The sequence below is a fragment of the Mesocryomonas fontinalis genome, assembly GCF_055730125.2.
Genome location: NZ_JBUZWG020000004.1, coordinates 397,751 through 412,659 on the forward strand (window position 1 = coordinate 397,751; position 14,909 = coordinate 412,659).

The 14,909-nt window shown below is 68.0% G+C and carries 12 protein-coding genes; 1 reads left to right on the forward strand and 11 read right to left on the reverse strand.

From position 1 onward, the window contains the following. Position 1 precedes the first annotated feature (1 nt). Genes ACZL02_RS12765 through ACZL02_RS12795 form a run of 7 tightly spaced genes read right to left on the reverse strand, consistent with a single transcriptional unit; the run spans position 2 to position 8,004 of the window. Complete coding sequence (locus tag ACZL02_RS12765; protein ID WP_472939974.1) at positions 2–1,828, reverse strand: ABC transporter ATP-binding protein; 1,827 nt, start codon at positions 1,826–1,828, stop codon at positions 2–4. Next, positions 1,825–2,769 (reverse strand): acetamidase/formamidase family protein, encoded by a 945-nt coding sequence (locus tag ACZL02_RS12770; RefSeq protein ID WP_472939975.1) that lies wholly within the window; start codon positions 2,767–2,769, stop codon positions 1,825–1,827. Before ACZL02_RS12770 ends, ACZL02_RS12765 begins: the two co-directional genes overlap by 4 nt. Then, complete coding sequence (locus ACZL02_RS12775; RefSeq protein WP_472939976.1) at positions 2,759–4,390, reverse strand: ABC transporter substrate-binding protein; 1,632 nt, start codon at positions 4,388–4,390, stop codon at positions 2,759–2,761. The genes ACZL02_RS12770 and ACZL02_RS12775 overlap by 11 nt, the downstream gene beginning before the upstream one ends. Positions 4,391–4,449: 59 nt before the next feature. Beyond that, complete coding sequence (locus ACZL02_RS12780) at positions 4,450–5,370, reverse strand: ABC transporter permease (RefSeq protein ID WP_472939977.1); 921 nt, start codon at positions 5,368–5,370, stop codon at positions 4,450–4,452. Next, positions 5,370–6,278: an ABC transporter permease gene (locus ACZL02_RS12785; protein ID WP_472939978.1), complete on the reverse strand. Its 909-nt coding sequence runs from the start codon at positions 6,276–6,278 to the stop codon at positions 5,370–5,372. Before ACZL02_RS12785 ends, ACZL02_RS12780 begins: the two co-directional genes overlap by 1 nt. Further along, entirely contained in the window at positions 6,275–6,880 is a 606-nt protein-coding gene (locus ACZL02_RS12790) for an ANTAR domain-containing response regulator (protein ID WP_472939979.1), read from the reverse strand. Before ACZL02_RS12790 ends, ACZL02_RS12785 begins: the two co-directional genes overlap by 4 nt. A gap of 8 nt (positions 6,881–6,888) precedes the next feature. Further along, positions 6,889–8,004 carry a transporter substrate-binding protein gene (locus tag ACZL02_RS12795; protein ID WP_472939980.1) on the reverse strand — a complete coding sequence of 372 codons (1,116 nt, stop codon included), beginning with the start codon at positions 8,002–8,004 and terminating at the stop codon, positions 6,889–6,891. A 369-nt stretch (positions 8,005–8,373) separates the two neighbouring features. On the opposite strand from ACZL02_RS12795, the gene ACZL02_RS12800 reads away from it, so the two are divergent. After that, entirely contained in the window at positions 8,374–10,467 is a 2,094-nt protein-coding gene (locus ACZL02_RS12800; protein ID WP_472939981.1) for a PAS domain-containing hybrid sensor histidine kinase/response regulator family protein, read from the forward strand. 202 nt (positions 10,468–10,669) lie between these two features. On the opposite strand, the gene ACZL02_RS12805 is transcribed toward ACZL02_RS12800, so the two are convergent. The 4 genes from ACZL02_RS12805 to ACZL02_RS12820 all read right to left on the reverse strand — a co-directional run bounded on the left by ACZL02_RS12805 (position 10,670) and on the right by ACZL02_RS12820 (position 14,811). Further along, positions 10,670–11,056 carry a response regulator gene (locus ACZL02_RS12805; protein WP_472939982.1) on the reverse strand — a complete coding sequence of 129 codons (387 nt, stop codon included), beginning with the start codon at positions 11,054–11,056 and terminating at the stop codon, positions 10,670–10,672. Between the two features lie 291 nt (positions 11,057–11,347). Next, complete coding sequence (locus ACZL02_RS12810) at positions 11,348–12,922, reverse strand: aldehyde dehydrogenase (NADP(+)) (protein WP_472939983.1); 1,575 nt, start codon at positions 12,920–12,922, stop codon at positions 11,348–11,350. Between the two features lie 209 nt (positions 12,923–13,131). Beyond that, positions 13,132–14,049, reverse strand: coding sequence for a dihydrodipicolinate synthase family protein (locus ACZL02_RS12815; protein WP_472939984.1), 918 nt, complete (start codon positions 14,047–14,049; stop codon positions 13,132–13,134). 288 nt (positions 14,050–14,337) lie between these two features. Further along, positions 14,338–14,811, reverse strand: a complete 474-nt coding sequence (locus tag ACZL02_RS12820; protein ID WP_472939985.1) for a YbaK/EbsC family protein — start codon at positions 14,809–14,811, stop codon at positions 14,338–14,340. Positions 14,812–14,909 lie beyond the last annotated feature (98 nt).

The following is a 14,909-nucleotide window of genomic DNA, read 5'->3' on the forward strand; positions in this document are numbered from 1 at the left end:
CCTATTCGGCGACCAGGTGCCCGCCGCCGACATCCTTTAGCGTGACGCGCACCGGCGGGTCGCCGACAGGGCGTACCGGGCTCGGGATCTCGCCCTCCATTCGCGCAAAGCCGGCGCGGCGGCGCGGCGGATCGGGCTGCGGCACCGCCTCAATCAGCCGTCGGGTATAGGCATGGCGCGGGTCGCCGAACACCTGGTCGCGCGTGCCGGTCTCGACGATCTGGCCGAGGTACATCACCGCGACCCGCGTCGAGATGTTCTCGACCACCGCCATGTCGTGCGAGATGAAGAGGTAGGAGATACCGAACTCGGCCTGCAGCGCGCGCAGGAGTTCCAGCACGCGCGCCTGGACGGAGACGTCGAGCGCCGAGACGCTCTCGTCGGCGACGATGAGCTTTGGTCTGAGCGTCAGGGCGCGGGCGATGCAGATGCGCTGGCGCTGGCCGCCGGAAAACTCGTGCGGATAGCGGTCCATCTGGTCCGCCGACAGGCCGACGCGGGAAAACAGCGCCGCCACCTGCTCGCGCCGCTCGGCCTTGGTGCCAAGCTTGTGGATCACCAGCGGCTCCGCGACGAGATCGCCGACGGTCATGCGCGGATCGAGCGAGGCATAGGGATCCTGGAAGATCATCTGCACGTCGCGGCGCATCGCCTTGCGGCCGGCGGTGTCGAGACCGCCCATGTTGCGCCCGCCGACGACGATGTCGCCCTGATACGGCAGCAGCCCGGCCAGGGCCTTCGCCGTCGTCGACTTGCCGCAGCCGGATTCGCCGACCAGCGAAAAGGTCTCGTTCGGCTGGATGGCGAAGGAGACGCCGGCGACGGCGTGCACTTGCCGCTCGACGCGGCCGAAGAGGCCGCCGGCGAGATCGAAGCGGACGACGAGATCGCTGACCTCCGCCACCGGCCGCGGCGGCGTGACGGAGGGCGACGCCGCCCCGAGCTCAGCGGTGATGTCGGTGCCCGGCGAGGTTACCCGCCCAGTGCCGCTGCCAAGGCGCGGCACGGCGGCGAGCAGCGCCTTGGTATAATCATGCTGCGGGGCGGCGAAGATCTGCTCGACCGGCCCCTCCTCGACCATCCGCCCCTCGCGCATGACGACGACCCGCGTCGCCATCTCGGCGACGACGCCCATGTCGTGGGTGATGAGGATGAGCGCGGTGCCGTATTCGCGCTGCAGGTCCTTCAGCAGCCCCAGCACCTGCGCCTGCACGGTGACGTCGAGCGCCGTCGTCGGCTCGTCGGCGATGAGCACGTCCGGCTCCAGCGCCAGCGCCATCGCGATCATCACGCGCTGGCGCATGCCGCCGGAGAGCTCGTGCGGATGCTGCGCGAGCCGCCCGGCGGCATCGGGAATGCGCACGGCCTCCAGCGCCGCGATCGCCTTGCGCCGGGCTTCGGCGGCGGAGACGGGGCGGTGCGCGCGGATCGCCTCGGTCAGCTGCCGGCCGATGGTCAGCACCGGGTTGAGCGAGGTCATCGGCTCCTGGAAGATCATCGCCACCCGGTCGCCGCGGACCCGCCGCAACTGCCGCTCGTCCATCCCGGCAAGGTCCAGCGCGCCGAGCCGGATGGCGCCGGCGCCGATGCTGACCGCCGGCTTCGGCAGGAGGCCCATGATCGCCAGCGCCGTCATCGACTTGCCCGAGCCGGACTCGCCGGCGATGCAGAGCGTCTCGCCACGGGACAGCTTGAAGCTGAGATCCTCGACGAGCGGCTTGATTCCCGCCTCGGTGCGCACGACGACGCAGAGACCCTCGACATTCAGCACGGGATCGGCGGAGGCGGGCGCCGAAGCGCCGACCTCCTTGCGCGCGCCGAGGATCATTCGAACACGCAGCGCGGGAAGTAGAACGACACCACCCAGTTCGGCATGTCGACGATCTCTGAGATGCGCAGATCGCCGCAGACCGAGGTCAGCATGTAGGCGTCGAGCGGGTCGAGCCCGTAGCGCGCCGACAGGAGGTCGACCATCTGGGCGACGGCTTCCTTCGCACCTTGCATCAGGTCGCTGCCGATGCCGGTGGTCACCTCGTAGCCCTTGGCGTCGAGATGGCGCGTCACTGGCCCCGCGGTGGTGAAGCGCGGCATCTTGAGGTTCGCCCCCTTCACGAGGTCGAGCGTCAGGACGGTGTTCATCGGGCTCTCGATGGCGGTGCCGCAGACCTCGCCATCGCCTTGCGCGGCGTGCGTGTCGCCGACCGAGAACAGCGCGCCCGCCACCTCCACCGGCAGGTACAGCACCGTGCCGGCGGAGAGGTCGCGGATGTCGAGATTGCCGCCGACCCGCCGCGGCGGGACGATCGAATGCAGGCCCTGTTCGGCCGGCGCATTGCCGATGGTTCCGGCGAAGGCCTTCAACGGCACCCGGCCATGCTCTCCGAACAGCGCCGGCGCCATCGTCGACGCGTCATAGTGCCAGAGCGTCAGCCCCGGCTCCTTGAAGTCGTCGGCGAGGAGGCCGAAGCCTGGAATGTTCGCCGTCCAGCCGAAGCCGGACGGCTTGAACGCCTCGATCGTCACCTTCAGCGCATCGCCCGGCTCCGCCCCGTCGACATAGATCGGGCCGGACACCGGGTTGATGCGCGAGAAGTCGAGCGACGAGACGTCCGCCACCGTCGACGCAGCCGTCAGCTGGCCGTCGGACGCGTCCCGGCACTCGAACTCGATGGTCGAGCCGGGGGCGACGATGGCCGCCGGCGCGATCGCATTGTCCCAGCCGAAATGGTGCTGGTGGCCGTGGATCGTATAGCCGCAGTTACTGCACATCCTGCACCGTCACGTAGCGATAGTTCATCGGGGTGTTCACCGGATCGACGTAGAGCGCGTCGTCGCCGCCCATCCGGCCGCTCTTCAGCGTGTAGCGCTTCTCGTTGAACACCGGGACCCAAGGCGCATCGGCCATGATGGCGGTGTAGATCTCGCCCCACTTCTTCGCCCGCTCCTCGGCTTTTGCCGGGTCGACCATGGCGTCGGCCTCGGCAGCCTTCGCGTCGAGGTCCTTGTTGCAGTACCAGGACCAGTTCCAGCCGCCCTCGACCGCGCCGGCGCAGCCGAGGATCGGGCCGTAGAAGTTGGACGGATCGGGGAAGTCGGCGATCCAGCCCATGCCGCCCGACCAGACCATCGGCGCGCCTTCCTTGGAGCCGCCGGCGGCGATGACGTTGGCCTGCGCCAGCGACTGGATCGAGGCCTTCACGCCGATGGCGGCGAGATCCTGCTGGATCGCCTGGGCGATGCGCGGCTGCGGGTCGGTGTTGGAGGCGAAGAGCTCGGTCTCGAAACCGTCGGCAAAGCCGGCTTCCGCCAGCAGCGCCTTGGCGGCCGCCGGGTCGTAGACATAGCCCTTGAAGCTCTTGTCATAGCCCGGCATGGTCGGCGGCAGCGGCTGGTTGGCGGGCGTCGCACGGCCATTGATGATCTGGACGATGCGGTCCTTGTTGACCGCCATGTTGATGGCCTGGCGCACCTTGACGTTGTCGAAGGGAGCCATGGTCGTGTTCATGGTGATGTAACCGGTGTGCAGCTGCACGCCCTCGACGACCTGCTTCTTCGTCTCGGGATTGTCCATCACCTCGCGGAACTTCGCCGGCGGGATGCCGTCGCCGGGCACGTCGACCTCGCCGTTCTGCACCCGCAGCAGCGAGACGACCGGCTCCTGGCCGATCTCGAAGGTGATCTTGTCGAGCTTCGGCGCGCCCTCGCGCCAGTAATCCGCGTTCTTCTGGAAGACGAGGCTCTGGCCGAGCGTCCATTCCGCGAGCTTGAAGGCGCCGGTGCCGACGGGATGGCGACCGAAATCGGCGCCGAACTCCTCGACCGCCTCCTTCGGCACGACGAAGGAGAAGTTCAGCGCCATCACCTGCAGGAAGGTCGCGTCCGGCCGCGACAGGGTGATCTCGACGGTCTTGGGGTCGACGACCTTGACGCCCGACAGCTCCGTCGCCTCGCCCGACAGCATCTTGTCGTAGCCGGCGATCGAGCCGAGGAAGCCGGCGCCAGGGCTCTGGGTCTTCGGGTTGGTGACACGGTCGAGCGAGTACTTCACGTCGTCGGCAGTCATCACCCGGCCATTGTGGAACTTGACGCCGTCGCGCAGCGTGAAGGTGAACACCTTGCCGTCCGGCGAGATCTCGTACTTTTCGGCAAGGCCCGGCCGTAGCGTCGCGGTGCCCGGCTCGTAGTCCATCAGCCCGTCGAACAGGCTCTTGATCATCGAGAAGTTCTGCCAGTCGTAGCCGATCGCCGGATCGAGCGTGGCGACGTCGTCCTTGTAGGTGACGACGATCTCGCCGCCGGCCTTGGCCGCATCCTGTGCGGAGGCGGACAAGGGAGCGAAGGCGATCATCAGGGCCGAGGCGGCGACGCCGAGCTTCAGGAGGGTCTTCATGACGCGGTTTCCTTGGGTTGATCCGGAGGCGGTTGAACGGACGGGACGGGGCATGCGGGTCACCGCAGCTTGATGCGCGGGTCGACGAAGGGGCTGACGATGTCGGCGAGGAGATTGCCGAGCACGATGGCGACGGCGGAAACGAGGGTGACGCCCATGATGATCGGCAGGTCGACCCGCTGGATCGCCTGCCAGGCGAGCTGGCCGATGCCCGGCCAGCCGAACACGCCCTCGACGACGACGATACCGGACATGAACAAGCCGATGTCGATGCCGATCATCGCGATCACCGGCAGCACGGCGTTGGGCAGCGCGTGCCGCATCAGGACGGTCATTCCGCCGAGACCCTTGGCGCGCGCGGTGCGGATGTAGTCCTGGCGCAGCACGTCGATCATCGACGAGCGCATCATCCGGGAATACCAGCCGGCGCCGAGGATGCCGAGCGTCAGCGCCGGCAGCACCAGATGCCGCCAGGTGCCGTAGCCGCCGATCGGGAACCAGCCGAGCTGGTAGGCGAAGACGTAAAGGAGCAGCAGGCCGACGACGAACTGCGGCGCCGAGACGCCGACGAAGGACGCGACCATCAGCGCCTGGTCGGTCGCGCTGCCCCGCCGCACGGCGGCAACGAGGCCCATGGCGATGCCCAGCACAAGCTCGGCGCCGATCGCTGCCGCCATCAGGAGGAGGCTCGCCGGCAGCCGGGCGCCGATGAGGTCGGCGACCTCGGAGCGCTGGAGATAGGACCGGCCGAGATCGCCCTGCAGCAGCGACCAGAGATAGCGCGCATATTGCACCGGAAACGGCTGGTCGAGCCCGAGCTGCGCGCGGATGTTGGCGACCGTCGCCGCCGAGGCGGTGCGCCCGGCGATCTGCCGCACCGGATCGGCCGGCAGGAGATAGAGCAGCGCGAAGGTGATCAGCGAGACGCCGACGAGAATGGCGACGGCCTGCACGAGGCGGCGGACGAGATAGACCAGCATCAGTCGCGGCCCCGCTGGGTCGGGTCGAGCACGTCGCGCAGCGCGTCGCCGACGAGGTTGAAGGCGAGCGCCACGAGGAGGATGATCGCGCCGGGGAAGAACACCAGCCAGGGCGCCGCCTGGAAATAGGTCTGGTTCTCGAAGATGATGTTGCCCCAGGACGCGTCCGGCGGCTGCACGCCGACGCCGAGATAGGAGAGCGTCGCCTCCAGCAGGACCGTCGTCGAGATGCCGAGCGTGCCGTAGACGATGATCGTCGACCAGAGGTGCGGCAGGATGTGGCGGAAGAGGATGCGCCCGTCCCCTGCCCCGATGCTGCGCTCGGCCGCGATGTACTCGCGCTCGGCCAGCGCCCGCGTCTCGGTGTAGACGACGCGGGCGATCTGCACCCAGTTCACCAGCGCGATGACGAGCGCGACGATCCAGAGGCTCGGCCTCAGCACGGCGGCAAGGCAGATGGCCAGCAGCAGTGCTGGGAACGCCATCATCAGGTCGGTGAACCGCATCAGCAGGCCGCCGACCGCCCCTTGCACGTAGCCTGCGGTGATGCCGACAAGCGTGCCGATGACCAGCGCCGCGCCATTGGCGACGACGCCGATGATCAGGGAATTCCGCGCGCCGTAGAGGATGCGGGTGAAGAGGTCGCGGCCGAGAAGGTCGGTGCCGAGCCAGTAGGTCGCCGACGGCCCGAGCGGCGCGCCCTCGAGGGTCAGGCCGTCGAAGAACTGCTCGTTCGGATCGAACGGCGCGATGAGGGGCGCAAGCACGGCGGCCAGCACGACGACGGCGATCACCGCCATGCCGAGCACCGCGAGCTTGCGCTGGCACAGCCGCTGCCAGACGCCGCGGCGCGAGATCGGGGCGGCCGGCGTCGGAAGGACGAGCTCGGTCACGGCGGGAACGCTCATGCCGCGCCTCCTCGTTCGTGCACAGGTGCGCCGGCGGAACCATCGCTCTGCAGCGCATTGATCCGCCGGGCGGCCTCCTCGACGCTGACCTGCCAGCCCATGGCGAGCTGGCGCAGCTGCGCGAAAGCCTGGTCCTCGCCGATACCGTTGGCGGCCAGCGCGATCACCGCGCGCACGACGCTCTGCCGCTCGGCGACGCGCTCGCGCAAGGAGGCGACTTCCGCGGCCAGCGTCTGGCGCTGGTCAAAACCCTGGCGCGCGATCAGCAGCGCGCTGTAGACGCCGGCATTGCCGACCGGCTTCAGGAGCTGCGCGTCGGCGCGGTGCGAGAGCGCCCATTCGATCCGGCCGGGCGCTTCCGAGCCGATGAGCGCCACCAGCGGCATCGGCGCCTCGCCGGGCGCCCAAGGGAACTGCGCATCGAAGCCGAGGTCGGCGTCGAAGAACAGGAAGTCGGCACCCAGCACCGAGGCGTTGAGGTCCGGCCAGCACTCTTGCGTCTCGAGCCCGATCGCCGCCAGCTGCCGGGTGAGCGCGGCGACCGTCTGGTGCGCCCGGTGCAGGACGACCGCCCGGCTGCCGCCGAGATTGGGAATGCGCATCCGCCGCTTCATCGCACCACCCTCAGCGAGGCCCGGGGAAACGCCGCGGCGGGATCATAGCGCGACAGATAGGGGTCGGGCGCAATCAGCGAGGGGCTCGACTCCAGGATGTCGAAGCCGCCGTCGCGGATGCGGCCGAGCTTCACCGGCAGGCTGGCGTGCTGGGTCTGCGGATCGATGACGATGTCGCCGAGCGCGGTGCGAAAGCGTGCCGCCGCGAAGGTGCCGACGGTGGCGGCGGGATCGTCGCTGCCGGTACGGGCGATCGTCGCCGCCAGCGTCATCACCGCCGCATGGCTGGCGGCCATGAACGCCGACGTCGGCCCCGCCGCGCCGCCGACGGCGTCGCGCTCGTGGAAGAACGGGCCGATCGAGAGATGGCCGTCGCCGGCATCGCCGATCGAGGCCAGCTCTGGCTCCGTCAGGTTGCAGCTGACGACCGGCCGCCGGTCGGGCCGGAACCGTTCATCGACAGCCCCGAGTGCCGCATAGGCGCGCAGGAACGCATAGGAGGACGGGCCGATGAGGTTGTTGAGGATGAAGTTCGGCACCGTCGCGCGGATTTCCTCGATCAGCCGGGACACATCGGTATCGCCCATCGGCAGATAGCGCTCGCCGCGCACCTCGCCGCCGGCATCGGCGACGAGATCGCGCGCCACCCGGTTGGTCTCCCAGCCCCAGATGTAGTTCGAGCCGACGAGGAAGGCGTCCGGTCCGAAGCGCGGCACGACATGGGCGAAAAGTGGCACGAGATGCTGGTTCGGGCAGGCGTTGAGATAGACGACGTGCTCGTTCGCCTCGAAGCCTTCGTAGGGCGCGCCGTACCAGAGCAGCCCGCCGCACCGCTCCAGCACCGGGATCACTTCCTTGCGGCTCCACGAGGTGATGCAGCCGACGACATGGCGGGCACCGGAGCTCTTCAGGATTTCCTCGCAGAGCGGCGCATAGGCGTCAATCCGGCCTTCGGGATCCCGCTCGACCGGCACGAAGGTGATGCCGGAGGAAGGGTCGGCATTCACCGCCTCGATCGCCATCATCGCACCGGCACGGCACGTCTCGCCCAGCACCGCATAGTGGCCGGAGCGGGAGGAGAGGATGCCGATATCGATGCGACGCTTGAGCAAGAGGGTTCACCAACGAAAAAAGCCCCGCCGCCCAGTGCGACGGAAAGCGCGCAGGACGTACGAGGCTCGGATGCCGTCCGGCAGACGAGGCCGGTATGTTGGGATAAGCCTATTGAACCTGACGGGGATGTCAAGCAGTTTGCCTGCGAACCGCACATGCGCACGAATGAGGCAAACAAGACTAAAGCCGCACAGGAATTGCGCATTCCCGGGCTGCAATGGCATTCCGAAGTCGTGCCGAACGCCGCAACCACCCTTGCCGCGGCTTCCAACTGGATAACTTCTCAGCTAACGAAATACCCGGTTCAAACCGGCAATCGCCGCATTGCACCGGAAGGCTCGGCCATCCGTCATTTCGAGAGAGTTTCCATGGCAGCTCCCTTCGATTTCCTCTCCGCCGACGGCGCGATGAATACGCTGGTGCGCGGGCATGACTGGTCGGCGACGCCGCTCGGCACGGCCGAGCACTGGCCGACCGCGCTGAAGACGCTGCTCGGCGTGATGATCGGCTCGCCGCAGCCCATGCTGCTGGTCTGGGGTGCGGCCCAGACGACGCTCTACAACGAGGGCTATGCCGCGATGCTGGGCGGCCGCCATCCTGGCGCGCTCGGCCGCGCCTTCGGCGACGTCTGGTTCGACATCTGGGACCAGGTCGAGCCGATCCTGTCGCGCGCCTATGCGGGCGAGCCGACCTATATGAGCGACATCGAGTTCCTGATGCGCCGCAACGGCTATCTCGAGGAGACGCATTTCGATTTCTCCTACACGCCGGTGCGCGACGAGGCCGGCGCCGTCATCGGCATGTTCTGCGTCTGCACCGAAACCACCGAGCGCGTTGCGGTGGAGAAGGCGTTGCGGGAGAGCGAGGCGGCGACACGCGGGCGCGAGGCGCAGTTCCGCCGGCTTGCCCAATCGGTACCGAACCAGGTCTGGACCGCCACCGCCGACGGGACCATCGACTGGGTCAACGATCGTGTCATGACCTATTGCAATGCGACCGCCGAGCAGCTGGCGACGAACTGGGAAATGTTCGTCCATCCCGAGGATGCCGAGCCCGCCGGCAAGGCCTGGGCCGCCGCGGTCGCCGGCAACGATCGCTACGAGTCCGAGTTTCGCGTCCGCCGCCACGACGGCGTCTACCGCTGGACGGTGTCCCGCGCCGAATCCGTCACCGATGACAATGGCGTCGTCCGCTGGATCGGCACCAATGCCGACATCCAGGACCAGAAGGAGAAGCTGAGCGAGCTTACCGCGATCAATCTCGCGCTGGAGGCCGCGGTCGAGGCGCGCACGCGCGAGCGCGACGGCATCTGGACGCTGATCCCCGATCTCCTGATGACCGGCACGCTCGACGGGCAGCTGTTGTCGGTCAACCCGGCCTGGACACGCCTGCTCGGCCACGACGAGGCGATGCTGCTGGCGACCCCGTTCTGGCAGCTCGTCCACCCCGATGATCTCGCCGTCAGCGCCGACGCGGTGGCAAGGATGCGGCGCGGCGAGAGTGCGCGGCACGAGAACCGGGTGCGCGCCGCCGACGGCAGCTATTGCTGGTTCGACTGGGTGAGCACGCCGAAGGGCAACAACTTCCATGCCGTCGCCCGCGACATCACCGCGCTCCGGCTGCGGCAGGCCGAGCTGGAGCAAGCGCAGGAGCAGCTGCGCCAGGCGCAGAAGATGGAAGCAGTAGGCCAGCTGACCGGCGGCATCGCGCACGACTTCAACAACATGCTGGCGGTCATCATCGGCTCGCTCGATCTGCTCAGCCGGCGGATCGACAGCGAGGACGAGCGGGCCCGGCGCTATGTCGACAACGCCATGGAAGGCGGCCGCCGCGCTGCGGCGCTGACGCAGCGCCTGCTTGCCTTCTCGCGCCAGCAGCCGCTGAGCCCGGAAGCCATCGACGTCAACCGCCTGGTCTCCGGCATGTCGGATCTGCTGCGCCATACGCTGAGTGGGCTGGTGCAGCTGGAGGCGATGCTTGGGGAAGGCTTATGGCGCTGCCATGCCGACCCGAACCAGCTCGAGAACGCGATCCTCAACCTCGCGGTGAATGCGAGGGACGCCATGGCGCCTCAAGGGGGGCGGCTGACCATCGAGACCCGGAACGCTCATCTCGATGCCGCCTATGCCGCGAGCCATCCCGACATCGCGCCGGGCGAATATGTGCTGATCGCGGTCAGCGATACCGGCACGGGCATGCCCACCGCGGTGATCGAGAAAGCCTTCAATCCCTTCTTCACCACCAAGGACGTCGGCAAGGGCACGGGGCTCGGGCTGTCCATGGTCTACGGTTTCGCCCGGCAATCCGGCGGCCACGTCAAGATCTACTCCGAGCCAGGGTTCGGAACGACGATCAAGATTTTTCTGCCGCGTCATCACGCGAGCAGCGAGAAAGATGCTCAGAACATGGCTTCCTCGCCGGACGAAGACGAAGGGGCGCGCTCTGCGATGCTGACGGAATAAGCGGCCATATCGCTAAAATTAGTTCTGGGAACAATGCCCTGCAGTGGCGCCCGGTGTCAGGCGCGAAAGCATAGGGCGCCGGTCGCGCGCAGTTTTTTACGACATTCGAAGTCGGGACGGCAGATGAATACGAAACGCCTGCGATAGACGTTACTGCCCGCTATCTCGCCAGATGCTCTGAATAACAGAAGACTAAACGACCTCAGGCGCTACCGGCTTCGGTGACTACCTTGTGCAACGACCGGGCGTCGTATGGCTTCGGCAGAAGCGGCCAGCTGACTGGCTTGATGTTGACGTAGCCGGAGACCAGCACGATCCACAGATCCGGCCAGCGGACGGCGGCCACTTCGGCCAGCTCCGGCCCGGTCATTCCGGGCATCCGACAGTCGCTGAACAGCAGCGACACATCGGCCCGACCCTCGAGGATCTTCAAGGCGGCCAAGCCGTCGCTGGCTTCCAGAACGTCGAAACCCATGTCCTCGAACATGTCGACAGCATTCATTCGCACGAGCGGTTCGTCGTCGACGACGAGAACAACCTTGCGAGCACCTTGCATCTGAAGACCTGCAGTCACGATGGATCCCGTCACTCTATACGCTTGCCACAGTGGTAACCGCCGAAGGAGACCCGAGGCTTACCCATGCAAGTTTTGCCGCCCCGGGGGTATCGCAGGGCAAGCTCGTCCGCACTGGTCTACAATGATCGATTGTTGGATTCGTTGCACGGTCCGATTGGGCCCGTCAGCCCCGCACAAGCAACGGCCGAGGGAATGCGACATTCTAGCCACAAGACAGCGTTTGCCTGCAACAAAAACGCCCGCCGACAGTCGTCGGCGGGCGTTAATCTGCAGCGTGGTGACCAAATGTTGGTCAGGCGGTGATCAGGCGGTGATCTTGCCGTCGACGCGGCGCACGAGGCCGAGCGGATTTTCGTCCTTCAGCGCGTCCGGCAGCAGCGCTGCCGGCAGATCCTGGTAGGAGACCGGGCGCAGGAAGCGGTGGATGGCAAGGCTGCCGACCGAGGTCGACCGGCCGTCGGCCGTCGCTGGGAACGGCCCGCCGTGCACCATCGCATGCGCCACCTCGACGCCGGTGCCGAAACCGTTGACGAGAATACGCCCGGCCTTGCGCTCGAGAAGCGGCAGCAACGCTTTCGCCGCGGCGTAATCGGCCTCCTCGATGTGGATAGCGGCGGTCAGCTGGCCTTCCAGCGCCTCGACGACGCTGCGCATCTCCGCCGCGTCCGCACAGCGGATCAGCAGCGAGGAAGAGCCGAAGACCTCCTCGTGCAGCTCGGGATGGGCCAGGAAGTCGGCCGCCTTGACGCTGAAGAGGGCAGCGCGACCCTTGAGGCCCTCGCCGGCGAGACCCTCGGCAAGCTTCGTCACGGCCGCGTGGCCGGCGAGCTTGTCGACGCCCTCGCAATAGGCCTTCTGGATGCCGGGCGTCAGCATGACGGCGGCGGGCGCCGAGGCCATCGCCTCGCTGGCGCCGGCGACGAAGGCGTCGAGGCCCGCGCTCTCGACCGCGATGAGGAGGCCTGGATTGGTGCAGAACTGGCCGGCGCCGAGCGTCAGCGATCCGACGAAGGCCTTGCCGATAGCTTCACCGCGGGCCGCGAGGGCAGCGGGGAAGAGGAGCACCGGGTTGATCGAGCTCATCTCGGCGTAGACCGGGATCGGCTCCTTGCGCTCGGAAGCAATCTTGACCAGCGCCATGCCGCCGCCGCGCGAGCCGGTGAAGCCGACCGCCTTGATGCGGTGATCGGCGACCAGCGCCTGGCCGGCCTTGCGGCCGCTGTCGAAGATCAGCGAGAACACGCCCTCCGGCAAGCCGCAATCCTTGACCGCCTTCTGGACGGCACGGCCGACCAGCTCGGAGGTGCCGGGATGGGCCGAATGCGCCTTCACCACCACCGGGCAGCCCGCGGCGAGCGCCGAGGCGGTGTCACCACCGGCGACCGAGAACGCCAGCGGGAAGTTGGAGGCGCCGAACACCGCAACCGGGCCGAGCGGGACGTTGCGCAGGCGCAGGTCCGGCCGCGGCAGCGGCTGGCGCTCGGGCTGGGCCGGATCGATCCGGGCTTCGAGATAGCCGCCATCGCGCAGCACGCCGGCGAACAGCTTCAGCTGGCCCATGGTACGGCCCCGCTCGCCCTCGATCCGGCCGCGCGGCAGGCCGCTCTCGGCCATGCAGCGCTCGACCAGCTCGTCGCCGATGGCGAGGATGTTGTCGGCAATGGTCTCGAGGAACCTGGCGCGGTCCTCGAGGCTGGTCTCGCGATAGGTGTCGAAGGCGGCTTCCGCCAGCGCGCAGGCGGCATCGGCATCTTCCAGCGTCGCGCCACCGAAACCTGGCTGCAGCGTCGCGCCGGTCGCGGCCTCGATGCCGAAGAGCTCGCCATTGCTGCCCTTGGCGGTGCGCTGGCCGATGAACTGTTCGCCGAGAATGGTCATGTGGATGTCTCCTGGGACGGCGGCGCCATCGCCGGCACGGGGGCCGGGGTGCGCTGCAAGATGGGAGGCGCCGGGCGCCGATCGGGTCAGGCGGCCGTGGCGGCGCCCGGATGCGGATCACTCCGCCTATCTAGGTCATCCCGCCGCCGATCCCAAGACCGGCGGACGGGCTTTCATCGTATGTTCACGGCCGACAGGGCGGCCGCGGCTCACTTGCCCCAGCGCAGGACCAGCGGATCGACGGTCCGCGCGATCTCCAGGAGCCCTTCCCGCGTATCGGGATGGATCTGGTCGAGCGGGTGGCGCACCACGTCGCTCTTGATCACGCCGCCGGCCATCATCGCCGTCTTGGCAGCCCGCAGGCCGCACTGGCGGTTCTCGTAGTTCACCAGGGGCAGGATGCGCGCATAGGCCTCGGCAGCGCCGACGCGGTCGCCGGCACGGTGCAGGTCGAAGACCGGGCGGAGCAGGTCGGGCAGCAGCGCGCTCGACATGGTGCCGGTGGCGCCGGCGTCGAGATCGGCCATCATGGTGATCGCCTCCTCGCCGTCGAACGGACCGACGACCAGATCACCGCCGGCGGCGATCAGCGCGCGGAGCTTGGCGGCGGTCTGCGGCGTCTCGATCTTGAAATAGCGCAGCTGCGGCACGGCCTCGGCCATCTTGAGCATCGTCGGCACAGAGAGCGTCACGCCCGAGAGCGGCGCGTCCTGCAGCATGATCGGAATGCCGGCGGCCTCGCCGACGCGCTGGAAATGCTCGATCATCGAGGTCTCGTCGATGCGCAGGCCGGTGCCGTGATAGGGCGGCATCAGCATCAGCATGGCCGCGCCGCGCGTCGCCGCGTGCTTGCCGCGCTCGGCGGCGACGCGGGTGGAGAAATGGCTGGTGGTGACCATCACCGGGACCCGGCCCGCGACATGCTCGAGGCTGAGCTCGGTCAGCGTCTCGCGCTCGCCGTCCGAGAGCAGGAACTGCTCGGAATAGTTGGCGAGGATGCAGATGCCGTCGACACCCTGGTCGATCATGCAGTCGAGCACCCGGCGCATGCCCTCGAGGTCGAGGTCGCCGTTCTCGTGGAAGGGGGTGGGCGCTACGGGCCAGAGGCCGGTGAAGGGTCGTGTCATGTCGGTTCCGATGCTGCGGGCCGCGGGAAGAGCGACAGCGGGAAGGACCGGCTGCCACGATCTGCCGCGGGAATACCAGCGCAAGGGACGTCCGACAATCCGCCGACCGCGCTAATCATCGTACGATTCGATTGAATCATGTCCGCGGGTGCTTCGGGGACCATTGCCAGAGCATCCCCGGATGCGGGTGGCCTGTGCCAATCAAGGAAAGATGCTGCAGACCCGCAGCAGAGAGGGTCCCTTGCGGGTCCACCCGCATGCCCGGCGCGAGGCAGCCGGCCTCCCCCGTCAGACGGCAGTCGGCGCGCGGCAGACGTCGACCCACTGCGCTTCGGCAAGGTCGGCCATGCGCCCGGGCGACAGCCGCACGGCGGAGTTTGGGGACCCGGCCGCGGGGATCACCACGTCGAAGGCCCGCAGGCTGACGTCGCAGTGCACCGTCAGCGCTGTCGCGAGGCCGAAGGGGCAGACGCCACCGATCGGATGGCCGGTCAACGCCACCACCTCCTCCGCCGTCATCATCTTCACCTTGCCGCCGAAGACAGCCCGCGCCTTGGCATTGTCGAGCCGCGCATCGCCAGCCGTCACCAGCAGCAACGGCCGCTCGCCCACCATCAGCGCCAGCGTCTTGGCGATCTGGGCCGGCAAGACGCCATGCTCCGACGCCGCCATGGCGACGGTCGCCGTGCTCGACGGGGTCTCGAGGATGTCGAGATCGGGCGCCTGCTCGGCGAGAAAGGCGCGGACTGAATCAAGGCTCATGCGACCTCCAGAACGGATATGCCGCGGGCATCGCTTCTGATTGCGGCGGCCCCGGCGCTTTACAGAACGGTCTGCCGGAAAGCAGAGTGCCTGAACAG